Source organism: Limosilactobacillus vaginalis (assembly GCF_025311515.1).
GTDB lineage: Bacteria > Bacillota > Bacilli > Lactobacillales > Lactobacillaceae > Limosilactobacillus > Limosilactobacillus vaginalis.
On record NZ_CP104399.1, the window covers coordinates 1,496,293 to 1,515,827 of the forward strand.

Sequence of the window (19,535 nt, forward strand, 5' to 3'; positions counted from 1 at the left end):
CAATTACATACTTTTGTAGTATATAAGATAATTTATTAAATGTCAACAGAGTTACTCAACTAATTATTTTGTTTTTGAAAGTCCGCTAATAATGCAATCCAAAATTAATTGATCGCGTTGATCGTCACTAATGTTATGGCCACCAATTGGCTGGTAGGTACCAAAAATCAGTGAAATTCCAGCTAAGAACAATTCAGCAGCTTCTTGCGGCAAAATATCAGGACGTAATTCAACTTCTGGTTGCTTAAAGTACTCAGCAATTGGCTGAAGATAATTCATTGCGAGAATCATGTTCAATTTTTGTTGGGAACTCTTTGAAAGCAAACTAACTGCTTGGTGGTATTGATCGTAAATACTTACTGGGTGATGTTTTTTCAGTACAACCGTAATTTGCCACAATTGTTCATTAGGTGTTAGCTTATGTTTCCGCATTACCTTATTAATATCCTTACGAACCTTACTACTCAAATTAGTCATCACGTCTAGATAGAGGACTTCCTTATCGCTAAAGTGATGGTAAAGAGCCGGTTGAGTAATCCCAACTTGCTTAGCAATATCACGAGTAGAAGTTTCACCGAAGCCTTTTTGCAAGAAGAGCTTAGTTGCCGTTCTCATAATTGACTGTCGTGTTTTTTCAAGCTGTTCAGCTCTCTTCATACTTTACTATCTCCTAACATATTAATCACATTATAAATATATAATGCCACCAAAGCTTTGATTTGACAAGCTTTTAAGCAAAATTATCTCCTCCCAAATTAGATATAGATAAAATAGTATTTTTATTCTTATTAATTTCAGTTGAACAGATGATAACAGAAATGTTTAATAACTTCCCGTAAATAAAAGGACTTCAACGTTCCAAAAGCCAAACGTCAAAGTCCGATTTTAATTTTAATTCTTTACCATTCGCTCATTGTGGTCATTTTTTACTTTCAAGGTAATTTTTCCTTGGTGAGCACCGACAACAACGTTATCACCAGTTTTTACGTTGCCACTTAGTAGCGCGGTGCTTAGCGGATCCTCAATCAGATCCTGCAATGCCCGACGTAATGGCCGAGCACCATATGCCGGATTGTAACCCTTAGTTGCCACAACATCAATCGCTGCAGGCGTAACTTTCAAGTTAATTCCTTGTTCAGCAACCCGTGCTCTTAGTTGAGCAACCATCAATTTAACAATTTGGTGAAGTTCATCCTTTTGTAAGGAGTGGAAAATTATTGTTTCATCAATCCGGTTCAGGAACTCAGGACGGAAATGCAGTTTTAATTGTTGACGAATTGCAGATGCCATTGCCTGATAGTCCTGACTAACATCACGTGCACCAAATCCGACCTCTTTTTCATCTTGGAGCTGGGTAGCACCTAAATTAGAGGTCATAATAATGATGGTATTGCGGAAGTCAACTTTTCGTCCCTTAGCATCAGTCAAATAGCCATCATCGAGGACTTGAAGCAACAAATTAAAGACATCGGGATGCGCTTTTTCTGCCTCATCTAATAGGACAACCGAATATGGGTGTTGACGAACCTTTTCTGTTAACTGACCACCTTCATCATAACCAACATAACCCGGTGCAGCACCAATTAAACGACTAGTACTGTACTTTTCCATATATTCAGACATATCAATCCGGATCATGTTATCTTCAGAACCAAACATTGCCGCCGCTAGTGCCTTAGCTAGTTCCGTTTTCCCTACTCCTGTTGGTCCAAGGAACATAAATGAACCAATTGGCCGTTGCGGATCCTTCAAGCCGCTTCTTGCTCGACGGATTGCCTTTGCAACGACTGATACAGCCTCATTTTGTCCAATGACACGATTATGAAGAACCTTTTCGAGGTTAACTAGTCGTTCGCTTTCGCTCTTCTTAAGCTGGGTCAACGGAACACCGGTCCATTCAGCAACAATTTTTGCAACATCTTCCCCTGTTGTGTGGAGCTTTCGCTGTGCAGATTGCTTCTCAGCCTTTTTCTGTTGCTCATCAACCTTAGCCTTTAACGTTAGCTCTTCTTGCCGGAGATTAGCAGCCTGATCAAAATCTTGGTTCTCAATTGCAGCTTCTTTTTGTTGCCGTAATTGTACTAATCTGGTAGTTAATGATGGTTGATGATTTCCCTTTTCTTCGGCATCAATCCGTACCATTGAGGAAGCCTCATCAATTAAATCAATTGCCTTATCCGGTAAATAACGGTCTGTGATGTAGCGACTTGATAATTTAACAGCCTGCTTTAATGCATCATCATCAATTTTAACATGATGGTGTTCCTCATATTTTGGCCGCAAGCCATTTAGAATCTGCAAAGCAATATTTTCAGTGGGTTCTTCAATCTGAACAGTCGCAAACCGTCGTTCTAGTGCAGCATCAGATTCAATATACTTTTGGTATTCATCAAGAGTCGTAGCACCAATTGTCTGTAAATCACCACGAGCAAGAGCTGGCTTTAAGATATTTGAAGCATCAATCGCCCCTTCAGCACCACCAGCACCAATCAAAGTGTGTAATTCATCAATGAAGAGGATGACATGGCCGTCTTTTTGAATTTCGTCAATAACCTTTTTCAACCGATCTTCAAATTCTCCACGATACTTAGTTCCGGCAACTAACGATCCCATATCAAGCATCATCAATCGCTTCTGTGCTAAGTCTTCAGGAACTTCATTGTTGGCCATTCGACGAGCTAATTCCTCAGCAATCGCTGTCTTCCCAACACCGGGTTCACCAATTAGCACTGGATTGTTCTTTGTTCGGCGACTTAAGATCTGCTCAACCCGTCGTAATTCGTTGTCGCGACCAATTACAGGGTCAAGTTTACCATCCCTTGCCATTTGGGTCATATCACGTGCAAGCTTATCAAGAGTTGGTGTCTGCGATCTTCGTGTTCGTTGTCCCGGCTGTCTGCCTAAGCGCTGTCGTGCCTGAATATCTGAAACACCAAGACGCCGCAAGGTTACTTTGCGAATTTGTCGGGGTAGAACATCTAAGCTCATTAAAATTCTGGAAGAAAGAATTCCTTCATCTGAAATCAACGCGAGTAATAAGTGTTCAGTACCAATCTTTAAGGCATTTAACTGCTGTGCTTCCTGTCCCGCTAGTGCTAATACCTGCCGTGCTTTGGGAGAATATGGAAGGTAATCAGCTGGCCCCATGTCATCCATGGTCCCATAGCCAATCATCCGCTCAATTTCTTCTTGAATATCATCGCTAGTAATGGAGAATTGCTCAAAAATCTTGCTAGCAATTCCCTCCCTTTCAATTGCCAACGCAAGTAATAAGTGTTCAGTACCAACGGCTTGGTGCTTAAAGTACTTTGCTTGTTCATGGGCGAGTGCCAAGACGTGTTTGGCACTAGGTGTAAACATATTATCCATTAACTGCTTTCCTCCTAGCTCTCATACCGTAAACGATTAAGCATTGAAATTAAAATTCTTGCTCTTAATCGAGCTTCAACATTGCAATCATTCACATTTAGGGTCTGCTTTGACAAGGCAACTAGCATTAAATCCCCCTCACGCCTTGTCAGCAGCTTTTCATCATAAAGCGTTCGAACAATGTCATAAGCATCACGCTCACTAATTGAATCCCCGATTGCTTGGATCAGTGAGTTTAACACATCAACATTATCAAGTAAATTAACGCGCTCAATTCGAATATAACCGCCACCACCACGTTTACTTTGCACTAAATATCCATGCTGAATAGTAAATCGGGTTTTGATTACGTAATTAATTTGTGACGGAACAACATCAAAATGGTTGGCAATTTCCGAACGACGAATTTCAATTTGAGATGACTCACCAAGTATTTGTTTCAAATACTCCTCAATAATGTCAGAAATGCTTTTCTCTTCCATTCCATCACCTCCAAATTTCTTGACTAATCTTGACCAAATTTTACCACAATATTAAATTAGGGACCAGAAAACAGTCTCAATAAAGAGCAAGTGTTAGCAAATTATTTAGAAAAAAGTACAAAATAAGCCCCCGGAGCTCGGCCTTACCTTACTCTAGGAGCTTATTTACGTTTGTGAGACTCAACATCTCACTCCCGCTAAATTTCAAAAAGGGGATATTTATAGATTAATCTTCTAAGCTGAAGTCAACAACGTTCCGACCAACAACCTTGTTATCCTTTAATTCTTGGATCATGTCGTTGATTTCACTTAACTTCCGTGTCTTAACAATTGGGTGAACCTTACCTTCAGCACCAAATTGGAAACATTCAGCTAAGTCTTGACGGGTACCAACTAATGAACCAGCAACGATAATTCCGTCAAGAACTGTCTTAGCAATGTTAAGCTTCATGTCACCTTGTGGAAGAGCAACGGCAACCAACTTACCATCTGGACGGAGGGAATCAACGGCTTGGTCAAATGCTGAAGCTGAAACAGCAGTTACAACAGCAGCGTGAACACCGCCAACCTTTTCTTGGATTTGCTTGTCAACATCGCCATCATGACGGTTGATAACAATTTCAGCACCGTTTTCCTTAGCAGCTTCAAGCTTTTCAGGGTTACCATCAACGGCAATAACGTGAGCACCGAAGACATTGTGGGCAAATTGAATACCCAAGTTACCAAGACCACCGGCACCAACGATAGATACCCATTGACCTGGCTTAATGTCAGCAACCTTCAATGCCTTGTACATAGTAACACCGGCACAAGTTAATGAAGTAGCTTCAACTGGGTCAAGGCCTTCTGGAACCTTAACAGCATAGTCAGCAGGAACGATACATTGTTGTGCCATTGCGCCATCAGCAGTGTAACCAGCATTCAAAACGTTCCGGCAAAGTGTTTCACGACCAGTAAGGCAGTATTCACAGTGTCCACAGCCCTTGAAGAACCAAGCAATTGATACCCGGTCCCCAACCTTTAAGGAAGTAACACCAGGAGCAACTTTAGATACACGACCAACACCTTCGTGACCAATAATCCGACCTGGCTTCTTACCAAAGTCACCAGCAGCAACGTGCAAGTCGGTGTGACAAAGACCACAATATTCCATATCAACTAAGGCTTCACCTGGTTTAAGATCCCGAAGTTGAACATCCTTAACAGTAACGTAACCATCTACTGGATCGTTAATAACAGCAGCTTTCATAATCTAAAATCTCCTTTGAACTTGTTATCTTTTACACAAGATATAATAACAAATCCAATTCAGTTTTTAAAGCGCTTTTGTGAATAAATAAACAGGAAATTGACAGACCAATATTCTATTAGTTCTCCACCAATTTACTGAAGCTAGCATCACTTAATTAATACCAATTGTGAGTATTTTAGCAAATAAATTTTATTCACTATGGCTGAATTTGCTCACCATAGTAAATTTCATAAAGTTCTTCAGCAGTTTGGCGCAGAGTTTGATAATCAATGTTATTGGTAAACAGCATCAGCGTTCTTTTAGTTTTATAATCCGCAAAGAAGCAGCAATTATATCCCGGTTCGCTACCATTAGCCCGGATAACCGTTCCCTGAAAATAAATACCGCCAAAATAAGCTTCACGCTGGCTCTTAGGTTGATTAGCAAAGTTCTTAATAAGTTTTGGCTTACTGAGTACACCGTGGTAAATAAAGTTCCAATAGTTTAATGGTGAGAGTAACAAATCACCGGCACCAATTTCTGACGAAGCGGCTTGTGATAGCATCTGCCAAGTCATCCCTGGTTGCATAGTTTGCAGTACTTTACGCGGTTTTACCTGATACACCATTTTTAGCTGATGGTGATTCAACGGTTTCAAAATTGTCTTTTTAATATAGTGATAGTAACCGCCATGAGTCCGCTGGCGAATAATCGCACCTAGTATTTCAAAATCAATATCCTGATAGTTCCAATCATGATTGGCTGTATTCTTAAAGTGATGAAGGAAGAACCGTTCCTGACTTTGTTCGTTATTTAATGTTTTCTTCGGTAACGCACCATCGTTTTGCAGCCCACTCGTATGAGTCATTAACTGTTGTAACGTTATCTGGTCGCTTCCCTGAATTTGGGGATAATATTTGCTTAGTGGCGTACTCCACTTCAGTTCACCCTTTTGAACGAGCTGGTACACTGCGACTCCCGTTATCAATTTTTGCAACGAACCAATCGGAAATAGGGCATTAGGAGTAACAACCTGTGCTGGATTAGTTGTAAGTTTATTCCTTAAAACTACTGGTTGATCCTTTTTCCCGTTAACGAGGATAATTCCATTAATATGGTGATCATGAAGGTATGCTTGTAATTCCAGCTTAGTTTTTCTATCAACCTGACTGGCATTCACATTTTTTTGCGGGCTCCAGAGAAGCACTCCCAGAATAATTACCGGTATTAATAATAAGTAGAATAATTTCCTTGTCATAAGCCGTTCCTAAAAATTGATTGTAATCTAAAGCAAAGTGTCTTTCGCCAAGTCACTACTACTAAAAAAAGCAGGATAGAACTAACAGATTAGTTTCCCCTGCTCTCTACATTTATAATAATCGGAACTACAAGATTTGAACTTGCGACCTCTGCGTCCCGAACGCAGCGCTCTACCAAGCTGAGCTAAGTTCCGAAAAGAAAAAGCGTGACAACACTAAGTAGTGTGCCACGCTTTTAAGTAGTGCACCCAGAAGGAGTCGAACCTTCAACCTTCTGATTCGTAGTCAGACACTCTATCCAATTGCGCTATGGGTGCATAAAGAGCGGAAGACGGGATTCGAACCCGCGACCCCCACCATGGCAAGGTGATGTTCTACCACTGAACTACTTCCGCATAACTGTTCTGCAACAATAATTAATATACCACGTGTCACAGACCGATGTCAATATGATTTTGAAATAAAGTATTATTTCAAATGCGGATGAAGGGACTTGAACCCTTACATCTAAAAGATACAAGATCCTAAATCTTGCGCGTCTGCCAATTCCGCCACATCCGCATATGGAGGATACAGGGCTCGAACCTGTGACCTCCTGCTTGTAAGGCAGATGCTCTCCCAACTGAGCTAATCCTCCGAAAAATGATATATTCATAATGGAACTTTATTAATATATCATCATTTAAATTTAGTGTCAACAATTATTTCAAACCAAGTTCGATTAATTTTTGATCAATCATTTTCAATACTTGACGTGCCGCTACTGGATCTTCGACAAAGTCATACTTATCCCCATCAATCAGCATTTTAGGACTAGCATTATATTGTTGATACCAATCACGGTAGCGTTCATTAAGGTTCTTGTAGTAATTATAGAGAGATGGGTCATTAGTGAGCTGTTCGTATGACCGACCACGTTTTTTTATCCGCTCCAGCATTGTTTCGAATGAAACCTGGATCGTGATTAGCAGATTAGGTGCTTTTTGGTGAGGTTGTTCAGGTAACTCTTCCATCATGTTGTGCAGTAATGATGAGTAAATATCCGATTCTGTTTCGGTTGCCCGCCCCATATCAGCATTGAGTTTAAACAACAATGCATCTTCAAAAATTGAACGGTCAAGGACATTTAAATCATTTCCAAAAGAATCTTTAATCTCATCTAGTCGTCGATTTAAAAAGTAAATTTGCAGTAAAAAACCATACTTTTTCGGGTCCTTATAAAAGAGCGGCAAAATCTTATTATCATCAACAGATTCATAAAATGCTTGGCTATTCAAATGATCAGCCAGCAATCCGGTTAGGCTTGTTTTCCCGGCGCCTATTGTCCCTGCAAGTGCAATCATTAAACGCTTCTCCCCCTTTAATTTATGAAAAACAACTTTACCATTCTAACATTGAACATTAAAAAAAAGAAGAGACTGAACCAGAAGTCCTCTTCCTAAATTCGAAAAGGATTCCCATACCTAAATTTTCTCGGTATAGAAACCCTCTTCAAATTCTAATTAATTTTGTTCTGGGTCATACTTTTCACCCTTAGTCTGCCGAGAAAGATCTACTTCCTTCAACGGAATAATATGGGTCTTATAACGAATTTTGTAGTAGAAGAACAAAATTAGGAATAACGGTACACTCATGTACGTAATCAAAATATTTGACCAGTCAAGTTTTGCAAAGGCCTCAACGTTCTGCCCGCAAATAACAATTGTACAAAGAACAAGCGCAAAAATCGGTCCAAAAGGATACAGGGTTGCGTGATATTTAAGTTCGCTTACAGTATGGCCCTGAGCGGTGTAAGCTTTCCGGAACCGGTAATGTGAAATGGCAATTCCTAGCCATGCAATAAAGCCACACAGTCCAGAAGCATCTGTTAGGTAAAGGTAAGCTTGAGGAACCACAAACTGAGTTGCAAATGCCAATGATGACACAACCATCGTCCCAATTAGTGCATAAATCGGTATTCCCCGACGGTTAACATAGCCGAAGAATCGCCATGCGTAACCTTCACGAGCCTGCGAGTAAAGCATCCGGGTTGAAGCATATAAACCAGAGTTAGCCGCAGAAACAACCGCAGTTAAGATAACCGCATTCATGATACTGGCAGCAACCGCTAATCCAGCCCGCTTAAAAATGATTGTAAACGGACTCATCGTAATGTTAGTAACATCCGAATTTAACAGGTTCTTATCTGTGTATGGCAGGACACATGCAATTACAAAAATGGCAAAGATATAGAAAAGAAGGATTCGCCAGAAAGTTGAATGAATTGCCTTTGAAATTGACTTTTCAGGAGTAGCAGCCTCTCCAGCAGTAATCCCAACTAATTCTGTCCCCTGGAAAGAGAAACCAGCAACCAAGAATACACTAATAATTGCAGGAATGCCGCCAACAAATGGAGCTTTCTTGTAGTGGAAGTTGCTGAAGCCAACTGGTTGACCGCCCATAATTCCCAGAATGATTGCAACCCCGACAATTAAGAAAACGATCACGGTAATTACCTTAATTAATGCTAACCAGTATTCTGTTTCACCGTACGAACGAACTGATAAATAGTTGATAAGGAATACTAAAACCAAGACAACCGTACTAAATACCCAGCTAGGAACATGTGGCAACCAGAAATTCATTACAATTCCCGCACTGGTTACATCAACTGGAATTGTAATCGCCCAGTTAAACCAATAGTTCCATCCCATAGCAAAGCCTAGTGCTGGATCAACAAACTTTGATGAAAATGCAGAAAACGATCCGGTAAGCGGCATATAAGTCGACATTTCACCAAGGCTAGTCATCAAGAAATAAACCATAATCCCCATGATTCCGTATGCAACTAAAGCCCCGCCTGGTCCAGCAGTTGAAATTGCCGAACCACTGGTAATAAATAGACCAGTACCAATCGTTCCACCAAGAGCAATCATTGCCAGGTGACGTGTTTTAAGTGTTCTTTTTATCTGCCCCTGACCATTACCCGTGTCTTCTGTCATCTTAAATTCCTCCTGTAAAATATCTGAGCGACTTACTCAATAAAAAAGGATCTTCCAACAAGGCAACCTCATTAGAAGATCCAAGATTTATCATTGAATCGTTCAGCGAAGCGCCCCGCGATTTATCGCGACAGTCCATGACTTTTTCAATCATGACCCAATGCAGCTCAGAATAAGCTAAGCAGCATTTCGGCATTCTTTCCTTTCAAAACTACTCCGGAACTTATTTTCCTAATAGTCAATACTGATAAAGAATGCAACCTCTTCATTTCGATAACATTATACTCTCATCATTTAATAACGCAAGCCATCATCCCATATCTTGCCGCTTCCAGAGTTCGATCATTCCTGGATTTATAGTGATACGAATAAAATTACACCGGCTTAAAACACCAATTGACGAAGCATTATCGCTCCTTACCTCTGCAGTTACCGTGATCTGAGAGCGGTTTAACTGGTCGCAAACGGCACTTAACGCTTCTGTCATGTACCCTTGATGCTGTTTTCGTGGAAGAAGTAGGTAGCCAACCTCGTATTGCTTTGGAAGAATAGCACCCGTTTTATCGTAGGAATGGAGAAGGATAATCAAGCCAAGTAGTCCTTGCTCTCCCCTTTCCCTTATTTGCAGTACACATTCCGTTTGGGCAAGCATCCCTAAAGTAACTAAATCAACCTTTCCAACTGTAACTAATCCTGCCTGTTGGAATAATGATTGATATTTTAGCAGTGGCGTTAATTCAATAACATTTTGTCGGTGAACCCTTTCAACAATAAGGCGTTTCGTTTTAATTTTCATCAAAAGACCATCCATTTCCCGGGAAATAAAAAACGCAAACAAATCAAAAATGATCCTTTGCGTTCTTCTTTTAATAAATTGAATTACTAAAGATTTTTAGCTCTCGCAGTTTTGGTGCCCAGGCTACGTATAGCCATTCAGCAACTTGAAGCCAAGCATATGCCAAAACCATTGCTGCAATTGTATCTACAGGCCAGTGAGCATATAAGTATACCCGTGAAACCGCCAAGAAGAAAATTGCAAAAATTAATAATAATTGGCAAATCGTCCGGACAGCTGCTTTCTGAATTATTGGGATTACCACAAGGAAAAGGATCCCAGCAACCAGAAACAATCCAAGGGTATGACCGCTCGGAAAACTATAGCCATCGTCGGCAGCTAAGTGTTGTGCTGGTCGTGCCCGTTTTACAAAATGCTTGACCAGTGTTCCTATGACATCCCCACCAATAATTGTACAGATTGCCCATACTGCAGGAATTCGGTAATTTCTTAGCCATAAAACAATTGCAATAATCAGGACCCATAGCAAATCAAGCTTAGGACTTGCTAAAAAGGAAATTAAAGTCATCAAGGCATGGAACCAACCAATATTTTCAAAGCGTTGGCTAGTAAATAACGATTGAAAAACTGCATCCATTGTGGTTCCAATTGTTGAATTGAACTTAATCATTAGCATCAAAACAATAAAAACGACTCCACTAATTGTAAATCGTTTCCACCGTTGATTATCTGGAACAATTAACATTATCTTTCTCCTATCATCAATTAAACATTAATTTAGAGTATACCATACCCCTAGCTTTTTGATTTTGAAGTTTTTACTAAACTAAGATGCAAGTAGTTTACTGCGCGAATTAGTAGTTCGCCAAGCCCGAAGCCAAGAGTAATCGCCCCAGCAATTACAATGACCTGATAAAGATATACCGTTGCTAATTGATAATTACCAATTGCAAAATTACGAACAAGTTTGTAGGCCTGTCCCCCTGGAACAAACGGAACTAAGGCAGGAACATTAAATACAATCATCGGCATTTTTAAGTGACGGGCAGCAACCATACTAAGCAGAGAAATTAAAATGGCAGCAAAAAGGTTACTGATTGCCAAGCCAGTATGCTGATAATAATACATTATCCAATAGATGACCCAAACACCGCCACCAATAATTCCAGCCGTATTATACGCCCGTAACGGAATATGCAATAAAACACCGAAGCAGACGGTAGATATATATGAAAGAATAAATTGTACGAATAAGTTTTCCCAGTTCATTCGCTTCTCCTAACTAAAACGCATGACAATTACAATTGCACTACCAATCGCTACTGCAGTTAATATTGCCTCAATTCCGCGAGTTGGGCCGCTAATGAGATTCCCAGAAACAAGGTCCCGGGCAGCGTTTGTTAGGGGAATTCCTGGTACCAGCGGCATTACGCCTCCAATAATAATTGAATTGGCATTTTGAGTCCACCCAAGTTTAACGGTTAAGATTGCTAAGCCTCCGATAACTAGTGATGCACAAAACTCACCAAGATACTGAATTTTAAATTTACGGACAACGAACGAGAATACAGCATAACTTAAGCCGCCAATGATAAATGCCGCCCACCAGTCAACAACGTCCCCAGTAAAAACGATCATTAAGGCAGCACTTAAAATAGCGGCTGCGAATGCTTCTAATGGATTTTGCCACCAGTCAGTCGTCTGCCGTTCAATTGACTTTAATTGGGCATGCGCCTCGGGTAATTCAATTAGTCCGCTTGCTAGTTCACGAGAAACTTCATTTACTGCTGCAACCTTACTAAGATCATTTTTTCGCCGGCGAATATCAGCAACCTGCGAATTAGGGAGATCATCACTGCTCGCAACAATCCCGGTTAACGTTGTGAAAGCCTGGAATTTTCTCAAACCGGCATTCTTTGCGATTCGATCTAAAGTATCGTTGACCCGTTCCATATTTGAGCCATTCTCGATCAGCAGTCTTCCTGCTAGAACACAGGTCCGTAACGCAAGAATTCGTCGTTCTTCTGTTAGCATTAATGTCTTCCCTCCCGATGTTCCTAATTCATGTTCTCCCTCTGTGAAAAACTGGGTTACTATCTTTCTAACACTAAAGTAGCAAAAAAGACCGAGGTATTTCTCGGCCCTTCACATCACTATTTGTCTGAATTTCCGGCCTTAATAAAGATGTTGTGCGATGCCTTATACGAAACATTTAACGGGGTATCTTCACCATCTTTTTCAATAACTAATGGCCCCTCAAACGGCTCGTGGCGGATTACTTTAACGGTATCGTTTGGCCGTAACTTTAATTCTTCCAGGTATGTTAATAATTCATGGTTATCTAAGAAGCGTTCAAGCTGAACTGTTTCACCATCATTTGCATCTGCCAGCAAACGGTGTGAAACATCAGGAAACTGTCCACTCGCTGACGGAATAACTCCACCATGAGGACATGCTTGCGGGTGTTGTAAAAAGTTATCTAGTGCTGTTGCTAAACGGTCACTTGTTTGGTGCTCTAAAACTTCGGCTTCTGAGTGAACATCCGCAAAATTATAGTGAAGCTTATCAACAAGAAATGTTTCCCACAGGCGGTGTTTACGAACTAACTCTGCTGCATACTTCTGTCCCTTTTCAGTAAGTGAAATACCAGCATAGGGTTCATGAACTACTAGTCCTTCATCAGATAGTTTTGAAACCATTTCTGTTACAGAACCTGCCGCTATACCTAGGCCTAACGAAATATCCTTATTTGAAACCTTCTTGTGACTACCACCTAGCTCAAAGATAATCTTAAGATAATCTTCTTTCATCGGTGTCAAGGGCTGCATCCTCCTCTACTTTGTTTATCGGCCTACGAACGGTCCTCTAATTAACTTATAATAACACATTTGATTATAGCATAATCAATAAGCATCTTCTTCGGATAGCCTAATTTTTTTGTTAGTTAGTAATTTAGTATGCTAAACTTATGAAGGAGATATCAAAGAAATGAGGAGTTTACGATGGATGAACAAATCACGGGAAAATGCTTTTTAGCAGTAACCGTATTAAACGTTCTGATAACTGTTGTTGAAATTATCGGGGGACTGGTTTCAGGAAGTCTTGCCTTACTGTCCGATGCCTTTCATAACTTAGGAGACTCATTTTCAATTGTTCTCGGCTATGTTGCCCAGTCAATTGCTAACAAGCCAGAAACGAGCAAACGGACATATGGATACCGTCGCGCTGAAATTCTTGCGGCAATGGTCAACGCTGCTTTCTTAGTAATCGTCTCGGTATTCTTAATCATCGAAGCCATTAAACGAATTCAGCAGCCCGCACATATTAACGGTGAAATAATGTTAATTGTTGCCGTTGTTGGTTTAGTCGCTAACTTACTTTCAGCGGTTCTGCTTCATTCTGGAAGCCACAATAACTTAAATGTAAAAGCAACCTACCTTCACGTTTTAAGTGATGCCCTATCATCATTTGCCGTAATTATTGGCGGTGTGATTCTAACATTTATTAACATCCCTTGGCTTGATCCGGTTTTGACAATTGCAGTGGCAATCTACATTGCCTACGAGGCTTGGCCTGTAATCAAGCAAACCGTTACCATTCTTATGGAATCAGCGCCAAAGCTTGACTATAACGGGATTGAACGAGATTTGGTTAAAATTGATGGGGTTACCGCGGTTCACCATGTTCATGCATGGATGATTGATGAAAAGCGAATTATTTTCTCCGCCCATTTAAATTGTCACGATATGAAGCTTAGCGATGTTGAAAAAATTTATAGTCAGGTTGATAAAATTCTTCGCGAAAAATATGGTATTTGCCACGTCACAATTCAAGCAGAATACCACCGGGGAAAAGACGAGGACTTCTTCGATACGGTGGTTGATGAGGAACATTTAATTAAATAAGTAGTAAGAGGATGAGAAAAAACTAAACATTTTTTCTCATCCTCTATCCATATTTAGCGATCTCCGAACTTATAGAGTCTAATCGCGGGAATCCAAATAGGCTCACTTCGTATCGTAACTGAGGAACTCGAGCCTAACGCAGCGAAGCAAGCCTATTCGGCTACGAACGATTCTGATGAGTTTATCATCATTCATCGTTCTAGGTTAGTCAACCGTCCCTCCGAGAAAGTTAATTCCCAGCTTCAATATTTTTAGAACAGCTTACCAACTCCGTAGTGGATGGCAACAGTAATCAATGCAATGATAATATTTCGAATAACTGCGATTTTTACTAACCCGTTTCCCAGCTTTGAACTAATATATCCGGTTAGCGCACTAGTTAAAACTACCGCCAAAATAACCGCATACCACTTATAAGCAGCGGGGGCAAAGGTCATCGCACAAAGGGGAAAGATTCCACCGGCAGCTGCTGAAAAGAGAGAGGAGAAAGCAGCATCCCAAGGATTCAAGTAGTGTCCTAACTCAATATCATACTTAACCCGAACAACGGTCTCCAGAGGCTTTTTGCTAAGAAGATCTTTTGCAATTGCGAGTGAAGTTTCTGGAGTAACACCCTTGCTGACGTAATAATCCTTAACAGCAGCAACTTCACTTTCAAAATCAGTTTTTAAGAGGTGTTGCTCCTTACTTACGGCCGATTCTTCTGTATCCTTCTGTGTTGAAACTGAAGCATACTCTCCAGAAGCCATTGAAAACGCACATGCAAGCAAATCAGATAGCCCCGCAATAAAGATCGTAAACCGGTCAGATGTCGCAGCGGCAACAGAAACCAGAACACCAACAACGGTTAAGATACCATCATTCGAACCTAATACACCAGCACGAAGGGTATTCAGCTTTTCTTCCATCGTTTGCTTTTTTTGTTGCTTAATTTTTTCCATCGCTCACCCCTCCTTTAGTGTGCCAGCAACTGACCAATAATATAGGTAACACCCATAGTTAGTAATCCAGCAATGGCATTCCGAATACTTGACTTCAACCGGTTAGAATTACTCAGGATCGCAGCGCAGTATCCCGTTATTAACAGGGCGATTAAAACCGCGATTGCAGTCGCAAGAATTCTACTTTCTGCGGGTGCCAGCGTAACTGCTAGCATTGGTAAGACAGAACCGGTTGGAAAAGAGATGAACGATGCAATGGCGGCCGCGTATGGACTGGTAAAATCTTTAGGATTAAACCCATACCGTTCTTGAACAACAGTTGACAGGGCATCCTTATCCATCAGTTCCTTGGTAGCCTGCTTAGCAAGTTTGGGATCAATATCCTGATCTTCATACTTTTGCTGAACATAATTAAATTCTTCTTGGTATTGATCATCTAATCGTTGACGTTTACTAATCAATGCCATTTTTTGTGAATCCTTCTGGGTAGATACCGATACGTACTCACCCATACACATTGAGATCATTCCGGCTAACGTCCCTGATAGTCCAGAAATTAAAATAGAATAGGCATTATTAGTTGCAGCGGCAACCCCGATAACAATTCCGGCAATTGAAATAATGCCGTCATTGGCCCCCATTACACTAGCACGCAAAATATTAACTTTTTGTGCTAGTGACATCTTTTTACTAGCCATTCTAAAGACTCCTCTTTTTTAAATTAGAATCATTATAACATTGTTTAAAAGTAGATCAACTAATAATTCTGTGTTTTTGACGTTAGTTTAGAAAGATTATTAATTGCATCTTAAAGGATAAAGGGACCGCGACAGGTTGTCGTAGTCCCTTTATCCTTGATTAGCTAAGGTTTTAAATCAGTACTAATTACTAATCAGAAATAATTATTCATATCTTTCCACAGCGGTTGTCCGAATAACAAATACGGAAGTACCTGCATGTCTAGTCATGTAGGATGCTTGTGAACCAACAGCCTTCCGATTACCCCATTTACCAATTGACCCAACAACTAGCAAGTCTGGTTGAAATGCTGGAATAACGTGGTTACAAATCCGTTCCGCTGGTCGTTCACCTTGATCAACAATTCCCGTAATCTTGCTTGGATCAACTCCGTAATCAACGGCAGCCTTTACGTATTCGTTAATCCGTTTCCGTAATTCATCAGCAGAACTGTGAACATAATCTTTGTCAAGAATTTGATAAACATTAACGTTACCAGTTTCCAAAATAGAAACAATTCCTAATTCGGAGCCATCACGTTTTGCCTTATCTACTGCATATGAAAAAGCAGCCCGGGCATCTGGTGCATCATCGACACCGACAAGGATCTTCTTGAACTTCTTTGGCTTAATTTCAAACATTAAACTATTCCCCTCTCTGTGGTCCTGACGATCAATAGATTATCTCGATCGCAGTAAGTTTCACCTACTATGTTACTACTTATCAAATATTTGTAAATATTTATTTTGGTAAGCCTAAAATAAAATTCTTTTATATTAAATGATAATTATTTTTAAATTTTTATATTCGTCTGAGCTTTCTTGCCTGTCGATCCAACAAGTTCTATAATTTAATTGTTTTAGTCTTTATGACTACTAATGACATCGTAAATTTAGGGGAGAGTAAAGTACCATGTCAATGATAGAATTTCATGATGTCCAAAAATACTATGGTAAATTCCACGCATTAAAGGACATTAACTTAACAATTGATGCTGGTGAAACGGTTGTTTTAATCGGTCCATCCGGCTCAGGAAAAAGTAGTCTAATTCGGACAATTAATGGGTTGGATCCAATTCGTGACGGTCAATTAATTGTTAACGGGTTTGACCTAGCTGATAAGAAAACCAACGTTAACTTGATTCGTAAAGACGTTGGAATGGTTTTCCAGCATTTTAACCTTTACAACAATAAAAACGTTTTGGAAAACATCATGCTGGCACCGCGGATTGTTCTTAAACGACCGGAAAAGGAAAATCGTGAATTCGCAATGCAGCTGCTTGAAAAGGTTGGCCTTGCCGATAAGGCTGATAATATGCCTGCACAACTATCAGGTGGGCAAAAGCAACGGATTGCAATTGCCCGCAGCCTAGCAATGAAGCCAAAGTGTCTTCTATTTGACGAACCCACGAGTGCACTCGATCCAGAAATGATTGATGATGTTCTTAATGTAATGAAGGATATTGCAGAAAATTCTAACATGACCATGCTGGTGGTTACCCACGAAATGGGATTTGCTCGGGACGTTGCCGACCGGGTTATCTTTATGGCTGATGGTCGAATTATTGAAGATGACTCCACCGAAAAGTTCTTTGGCGATCAACCAACTACTCAACGGGCCCGCGAATTTATGAGTAAGATTAGCGGACACTAAGGGGGAGGCCAAAATAATGAAAAAGATTTGGCACTTATTAACGATTGCTGCAGTTGCCCTTATTAGTATCACCGTTCTTTCTGGCTGTAGTTCTGTGGCTAATCAAGACGTTCTCAAAGTTGATCAAAAAAATAAGCAAATTACTTGGGGAGTTAAAGCTGATACTCGTCTTTTCGGTTTGGAGAATATTCGAACGGGAAAGCTTGAAGGGTTTGAAATCGATCTTGCCAAGGCAATGACTAAAGAAATCCTCGGGCCTAACGGAAAGGCCGTTTTCGTTCCCGTTACTAGCAGTACTCGAGTTCCGCTATTAAAGAATGGTAATATTGACACCATTATGGCAACGATGACAATTACGCCAGAACGGGAAAAGCAGGTTGATTTCACTAAGTCCTACTTTGATGCCGGTCAATCTCTTTTAGTAAAAAAGGGTAGTCCGATTAAAAATATTCAAGATTTAAATCAGCCCGGCAAAGTTATCTTAGGGGTTTCTGGTTCTAATTCAGTTAAAAACGTGGCAAAGTATGCACCGAAAGCACGAGTTCTCCAACTTTCAGACTACGCTCAAGCAATGACGGCCTTAAAGTCTAAGCAAGGAGATGCATTAACCACAGATAACGGGATCCTTTACGGGATGGCAAGTGAAAATCCTAGTTATGAAGTTGTTGGTGGCAATTTTACTAAGGAGCCTTACGGAATCGCGGTAAACAAGAACCAAGCGCCATTCAGAAACAAGTTGAATTGGGCGTTAGAACGACTTGAAAAAAACGGAACCTATAACCGGCTTCTTCTAAAATGGTTTGGTAACGTTAAAGGGTTTAATTATCAGGAGATGAAGCGTTAAATGTTAGATATTATTACAACACAGTGGCATCCCCTACTCAGCGGTCTGTGGAACACCATTCTTTGTAGTTTAATCGCACTTGTTGGGAGCTTAATAATTGGAACATTCTTTGCTCTGCTAGAGATTTCTAAGTATCGAATTGTTCGTTTGATCGGGAGTATCTATGTTGAAGTTTTTCGGAATATTCCTTTATTGGTAATTGCAATGGGCTTCTTCCTCATTATTCCCATGTACATCACTAAAATAAGCGGTTTTGCTGCCGGAACAATTGGTTTAACTCTCTATACTTCCGCCTTCATCGCTGAAACTGTTCGGGCAGGAATCAATTCAGTCGAGGGTGGTCAATTAGAAGGTGCCCTTGCCAATGGACTAACTCACGGTCAAGCAATGCGTTACATCATCCTTCCGCAGGCATTTAGAGTTGTTATTCCGCCACTAGGCAACCAATTCATTAACTTGGTCAAGAACTCTTCTGTCCTTGCCTTTGTAGCCGGTTTTGACTTAATGTATGAAGGAAATCTGATTGCAAATGACACCCTCCAAACAATGCCAACTTACTTCATTGTTGGTGTCCTTTACCTGATTATTACCTTACCTCTCAGCTACTATATGCGTCACCTGGAAAAGAAGCTAGCATAGGGAGGTGGATAATATGCAAAACTTTATTGATGCCTACTCATGGGTTAATATTCGTTTCTTACTTCAAGGATTAGGAATTACCATCGAAATCTCGGTTGCCTCAATTATCTGTAGTTTCATCATCGGAACTTTGCTAGGAATTATCCGGTATGCCAAGATTAAGTACGTTTCGGCAATTGTTGGTTTCATTATTGACTTAATTCGAAACCTTCCACTACTGCTGATCATCTTCTTTACTTACTTTGGCCTACCAAATATTGGAGTTAAGCCCGAAATTATTCCGGCTGCTATTATGGCGCTAACCGTTTTTGAATCCTCAATGGTTGCTGAAATTGTTCGTTCGGGAATCAATTCAATCGACTATGCCCAAACTGAAGGAGCACTTGCCAACGGTCTTACTAAGTGGCAGGCTCTCCGACTAATCGTTCTGCCACAAGCAATTAAAAACATGCTTCCGGCACTTGTTAGCCAGTTTATTTCACTGGTTAAGGATACCTCACTGGCAACAATTATTGTCTTACCAGAATTGATGTACCATGCTCAAATTATTTATGGTCAAAATACCAACTACATCATTCCAATGTTTGTCGCTTTGGCCGTTCTGTACTTTATTGTTTGTTACTCTCTGTCCCTTCTTGCTCGTTACCTTGATAAGCATCTGGCATAGGAAAAGAGTAACAGTATAAATAAACAAAAT

The 19,535-nt window shown here is 40.4% G+C and carries 20 protein-coding genes, 5 tRNA genes and 1 riboswitch; of the genes, 5 read left to right on the top strand and 20 right to left on the bottom strand.

Translation table 11 applies throughout. The features are described 5' to 3' along the window. Nucleotides 1–63 precede the first annotated feature (63 nt). The 17 genes from N4627_RS07550 to N4627_RS07630 all read right to left on the bottom strand — a co-directional run bounded on the left by N4627_RS07550 (nucleotide 64) and on the right by N4627_RS07630 (nucleotide 12,937). The gene (locus N4627_RS07550) at nucleotides 64–657 is read right to left on the bottom strand and encodes a TetR/AcrR family transcriptional regulator (RefSeq protein WP_260964522.1); all 594 of its coding nucleotides are present in this window, start codon (nucleotides 655–657) and stop codon (nucleotides 64–66) included. A gap of 234 nt (nucleotides 658–891) precedes the next feature. Further along, nucleotides 892–3,369, bottom strand: a complete 2,478-nt coding sequence (locus N4627_RS07555; RefSeq protein ID WP_098045107.1) for an ATP-dependent Clp protease ATP-binding subunit — start codon at nucleotides 3,367–3,369, stop codon at nucleotides 892–894. Between the two features lie 14 nt (nucleotides 3,370–3,383). Next, entirely contained in the window at nucleotides 3,384–3,851 is a 468-nt protein-coding gene (locus N4627_RS07560; RefSeq protein WP_003716638.1) for a CtsR family transcriptional regulator, read from the bottom strand. Between the two features lie 226 nt (nucleotides 3,852–4,077). Further along, the gene (adhP, locus tag N4627_RS07565; protein ID WP_003716637.1) at nucleotides 4,078–5,100 is read right to left on the bottom strand and encodes an alcohol dehydrogenase AdhP; all 1,023 of its coding nucleotides are present in this window, start codon (nucleotides 5,098–5,100) and stop codon (nucleotides 4,078–4,080) included. A gap of 199 nt (nucleotides 5,101–5,299) precedes the next feature. Next, complete coding sequence (locus tag N4627_RS07570) at nucleotides 5,300–6,340, bottom strand: serine hydrolase domain-containing protein (protein WP_003716636.1); 1,041 nt, start codon at nucleotides 6,338–6,340, stop codon at nucleotides 5,300–5,302. 121 nt (nucleotides 6,341–6,461) lie between these two features. Beyond that, nucleotides 6,462–6,535 (bottom strand) — tRNA-Pro (locus tag N4627_RS07575). 49 nt (nucleotides 6,536–6,584) lie between these two features. Beyond that, nucleotides 6,585–6,658: transfer RNA gene (locus N4627_RS07580), tRNA-Arg, on the bottom strand. A gap of 6 nt (nucleotides 6,659–6,664) precedes the next feature. Then, nucleotides 6,665–6,736, bottom strand: a tRNA-Gly gene (locus N4627_RS07585). Nucleotides 6,737–6,819: 83 nt separating this feature from the next. After that, nucleotides 6,820–6,902 (bottom strand) — tRNA-Leu (locus tag N4627_RS07590). A gap of 3 nt (nucleotides 6,903–6,905) precedes the next feature. After that, a tRNA-Val gene (locus N4627_RS07595) sits at nucleotides 6,906–6,978 on the bottom strand. Between the two features lie 64 nt (nucleotides 6,979–7,042). Then, nucleotides 7,043–7,684 (bottom strand): deoxynucleoside kinase, encoded by a 642-nt coding sequence (locus N4627_RS07600; protein ID WP_191336933.1) that lies wholly within the window; start codon nucleotides 7,682–7,684, stop codon nucleotides 7,043–7,045. Nucleotides 7,685–7,843: 159 nt separating this feature from the next. Beyond that, nucleotides 7,844–9,322, bottom strand: coding sequence for an amino acid permease (locus tag N4627_RS07605; RefSeq protein ID WP_098044981.1), 1,479 nt, complete (start codon nucleotides 9,320–9,322; stop codon nucleotides 7,844–7,846). A 100-nt stretch (nucleotides 9,323–9,422) separates the two neighbouring features. Next, nucleotides 9,423–9,596: riboswitch (Lysine riboswitch) on the bottom strand. Nucleotides 9,597–9,632: 36 nt separating this feature from the next. After that, a complete protein-coding gene (locus tag N4627_RS07610) occupies nucleotides 9,633–10,118 on the bottom strand; it encodes a GNAT family N-acetyltransferase (protein ID WP_040530778.1) in 486 nt (161 codons plus the stop codon). Between the two features lie 70 nt (nucleotides 10,119–10,188). Next, nucleotides 10,189–10,863, bottom strand: coding sequence for a phosphatase PAP2 family protein (locus tag N4627_RS07615; protein ID WP_003716632.1), 675 nt, complete (start codon nucleotides 10,861–10,863; stop codon nucleotides 10,189–10,191). A gap of 50 nt (nucleotides 10,864–10,913) precedes the next feature. After that, nucleotides 10,914–11,387 carry a threonine/serine exporter family protein gene (locus N4627_RS07620; protein ID WP_003716631.1) on the bottom strand — a complete coding sequence of 158 codons (474 nt, stop codon included), beginning with the start codon at nucleotides 11,385–11,387 and terminating at the stop codon, nucleotides 10,914–10,916. Between the two features lie 9 nt (nucleotides 11,388–11,396). Further along, nucleotides 11,397–12,152, bottom strand: coding sequence for a threonine/serine exporter family protein (locus tag N4627_RS07625; protein ID WP_003716630.1), 756 nt, complete (start codon nucleotides 12,150–12,152; stop codon nucleotides 11,397–11,399). A gap of 119 nt (nucleotides 12,153–12,271) precedes the next feature. Continuing rightward, complete coding sequence (locus N4627_RS07630; RefSeq protein WP_040530775.1) at nucleotides 12,272–12,937, bottom strand: metal-dependent transcriptional regulator; 666 nt, start codon at nucleotides 12,935–12,937, stop codon at nucleotides 12,272–12,274. 183 nt (nucleotides 12,938–13,120) lie between these two features. Between N4627_RS07630 and N4627_RS07635 the strand changes: the two genes are divergently transcribed. Next, nucleotides 13,121–14,023 (top strand): cation diffusion facilitator family transporter, encoded by a 903-nt coding sequence (locus N4627_RS07635; protein ID WP_098044979.1) that lies wholly within the window; start codon nucleotides 13,121–13,123, stop codon nucleotides 14,021–14,023. 251 nt (nucleotides 14,024–14,274) lie between these two features. Here the strand turns inward: N4627_RS07635 and N4627_RS07640 are convergent, their stop codons facing one another. The 3 genes from N4627_RS07640 to N4627_RS07650 form a co-directional block, all read right to left on the bottom strand. Next, on the bottom strand, nucleotides 14,275–14,964 hold the full coding sequence (locus N4627_RS07640) for a VIT1/CCC1 transporter family protein (RefSeq protein WP_098044978.1): 690 nt from the start codon (nucleotides 14,962–14,964) through the stop codon (nucleotides 14,275–14,277). A 14-nt stretch (nucleotides 14,965–14,978) separates the two neighbouring features. Continuing rightward, complete coding sequence (locus tag N4627_RS07645) at nucleotides 14,979–15,662, bottom strand: VIT1/CCC1 transporter family protein (RefSeq protein ID WP_260964529.1); 684 nt, start codon at nucleotides 15,660–15,662, stop codon at nucleotides 14,979–14,981. 204 nt (nucleotides 15,663–15,866) lie between these two features. Continuing rightward, complete coding sequence (locus tag N4627_RS07650; RefSeq protein WP_003716625.1) at nucleotides 15,867–16,343, bottom strand: universal stress protein; 477 nt, start codon at nucleotides 16,341–16,343, stop codon at nucleotides 15,867–15,869. 271 nt (nucleotides 16,344–16,614) lie between these two features. Here N4627_RS07650 and N4627_RS07655 point away from each other — a divergent pair, with 271 nt between their 5' ends. From N4627_RS07655 to N4627_RS07670, 4 genes are read left to right on the top strand one after another with little or no spacing between them, the layout of a single operon-like run. Then, on the top strand, nucleotides 16,615–17,355 hold the full coding sequence (locus N4627_RS07655; protein ID WP_003716624.1) for an amino acid ABC transporter ATP-binding protein: 741 nt from the start codon (nucleotides 16,615–16,617) through the stop codon (nucleotides 17,353–17,355). 16 nt (nucleotides 17,356–17,371) lie between these two features. After that, nucleotides 17,372–18,199 carry a transporter substrate-binding domain-containing protein gene (locus N4627_RS07660; RefSeq protein WP_098044976.1) on the top strand — a complete coding sequence of 276 codons (828 nt, stop codon included), beginning with the start codon at nucleotides 17,372–17,374 and terminating at the stop codon, nucleotides 18,197–18,199. Continuing rightward, a complete protein-coding gene (locus N4627_RS07665; RefSeq protein WP_003716621.1) occupies nucleotides 18,200–18,838 on the top strand; it encodes an amino acid ABC transporter permease in 639 nt (212 codons plus the stop codon). Between the two features lie 13 nt (nucleotides 18,839–18,851). Further along, the gene (locus N4627_RS07670; protein WP_003716620.1) at nucleotides 18,852–19,505 is read left to right on the top strand and encodes an amino acid ABC transporter permease; all 654 of its coding nucleotides are present in this window, start codon (nucleotides 18,852–18,854) and stop codon (nucleotides 19,503–19,505) included. Nucleotides 19,506–19,535: the final 30 nt, after the last annotated feature.

What these genes read in the sequence shown, in the direction of transcription:
- N4627_RS07550 (WP_260964522.1), bottom strand. Translation starts at nt 657, where the DNA reads ATGAAGAGAGCTGAACAGCTTGAAAAAACACGACAGTCAATTATGAGA.
- N4627_RS07660 (WP_098044976.1), top strand. Translation starts at nt 17,372, where the DNA reads ATGAAAAAGATTTGGCACTTATTAACGATTGCTGCAGTTGCCCTTATT.
- N4627_RS07625 (WP_003716630.1), bottom strand. Translation starts at nt 12,152, where the DNA reads ATGCTAACAGAAGAACGACGAATTCTTGCGTTACGGACCTGTGTTCTA.
- N4627_RS07665 (WP_003716621.1), top strand. Translation starts at nt 18,200, where the DNA reads ATGTTAGATATTATTACAACACAGTGGCATCCCCTACTCAGCGGTCTG.
- N4627_RS07635 (WP_098044979.1), top strand. Translation starts at nt 13,121, where the DNA reads ATGGATGAACAAATCACGGGAAAATGCTTTTTAGCAGTAACCGTATTA.
- adhP (WP_003716637.1), bottom strand. Translation starts at nt 5,100, where the DNA reads ATGAAAGCTGCTGTTATTAACGATCCAGTAGATGGTTACGTTACTGTT.
- N4627_RS07650 (WP_003716625.1), bottom strand. Translation starts at nt 16,343, where the DNA reads ATGTTTGAAATTAAGCCAAAGAAGTTCAAGAAGATCCTTGTCGGTGTC.
- N4627_RS07560 (WP_003716638.1), bottom strand. Translation starts at nt 3,851, where the DNA reads ATGGAAGAGAAAAGCATTTCTGACATTATTGAGGAGTATTTGAAACAA.
- N4627_RS07570 (WP_003716636.1), bottom strand. Translation starts at nt 6,340, where the DNA reads ATGACAAGGAAATTATTCTACTTATTATTAATACCGGTAATTATTCTG.
- N4627_RS07600 (WP_191336933.1), bottom strand. Translation starts at nt 7,684, where the DNA reads ATGATTGCACTTGCAGGGACAATAGGCGCCGGGAAAACAAGCCTAACC.
- N4627_RS07605 (WP_098044981.1), bottom strand. Translation starts at nt 9,322, where the DNA reads ATGACAGAAGACACGGGTAATGGTCAGGGGCAGATAAAAAGAACACTT.
- N4627_RS07655 (WP_003716624.1), top strand. Translation starts at nt 16,615, where the DNA reads ATGTCAATGATAGAATTTCATGATGTCCAAAAATACTATGGTAAATTC.
- N4627_RS07620 (WP_003716631.1), bottom strand. Translation starts at nt 11,387, where the DNA reads ATGAACTGGGAAAACTTATTCGTACAATTTATTCTTTCATATATATCT.
- N4627_RS07670 (WP_003716620.1), top strand. Translation starts at nt 18,852, where the DNA reads ATGCAAAACTTTATTGATGCCTACTCATGGGTTAATATTCGTTTCTTA.
- N4627_RS07640 (WP_098044978.1), bottom strand. Translation starts at nt 14,964, where the DNA reads ATGGAAAAAATTAAGCAACAAAAAAAGCAAACGATGGAAGAAAAGCTG.
- N4627_RS07615 (WP_003716632.1), bottom strand. Translation starts at nt 10,863, where the DNA reads ATGTTAATTGTTCCAGATAATCAACGGTGGAAACGATTTACAATTAGT.
- N4627_RS07645 (WP_260964529.1), bottom strand. Translation starts at nt 15,662, where the DNA reads ATGGCTAGTAAAAAGATGTCACTAGCACAAAAAGTTAATATTTTGCGT.
- N4627_RS07610 (WP_040530778.1), bottom strand. Translation starts at nt 10,118, where the DNA reads ATGAAAATTAAAACGAAACGCCTTATTGTTGAAAGGGTTCACCGACAA.
- N4627_RS07555 (WP_098045107.1), bottom strand. Translation starts at nt 3,369, where the DNA reads ATGGATAATATGTTTACACCTAGTGCCAAACACGTCTTGGCACTCGCC.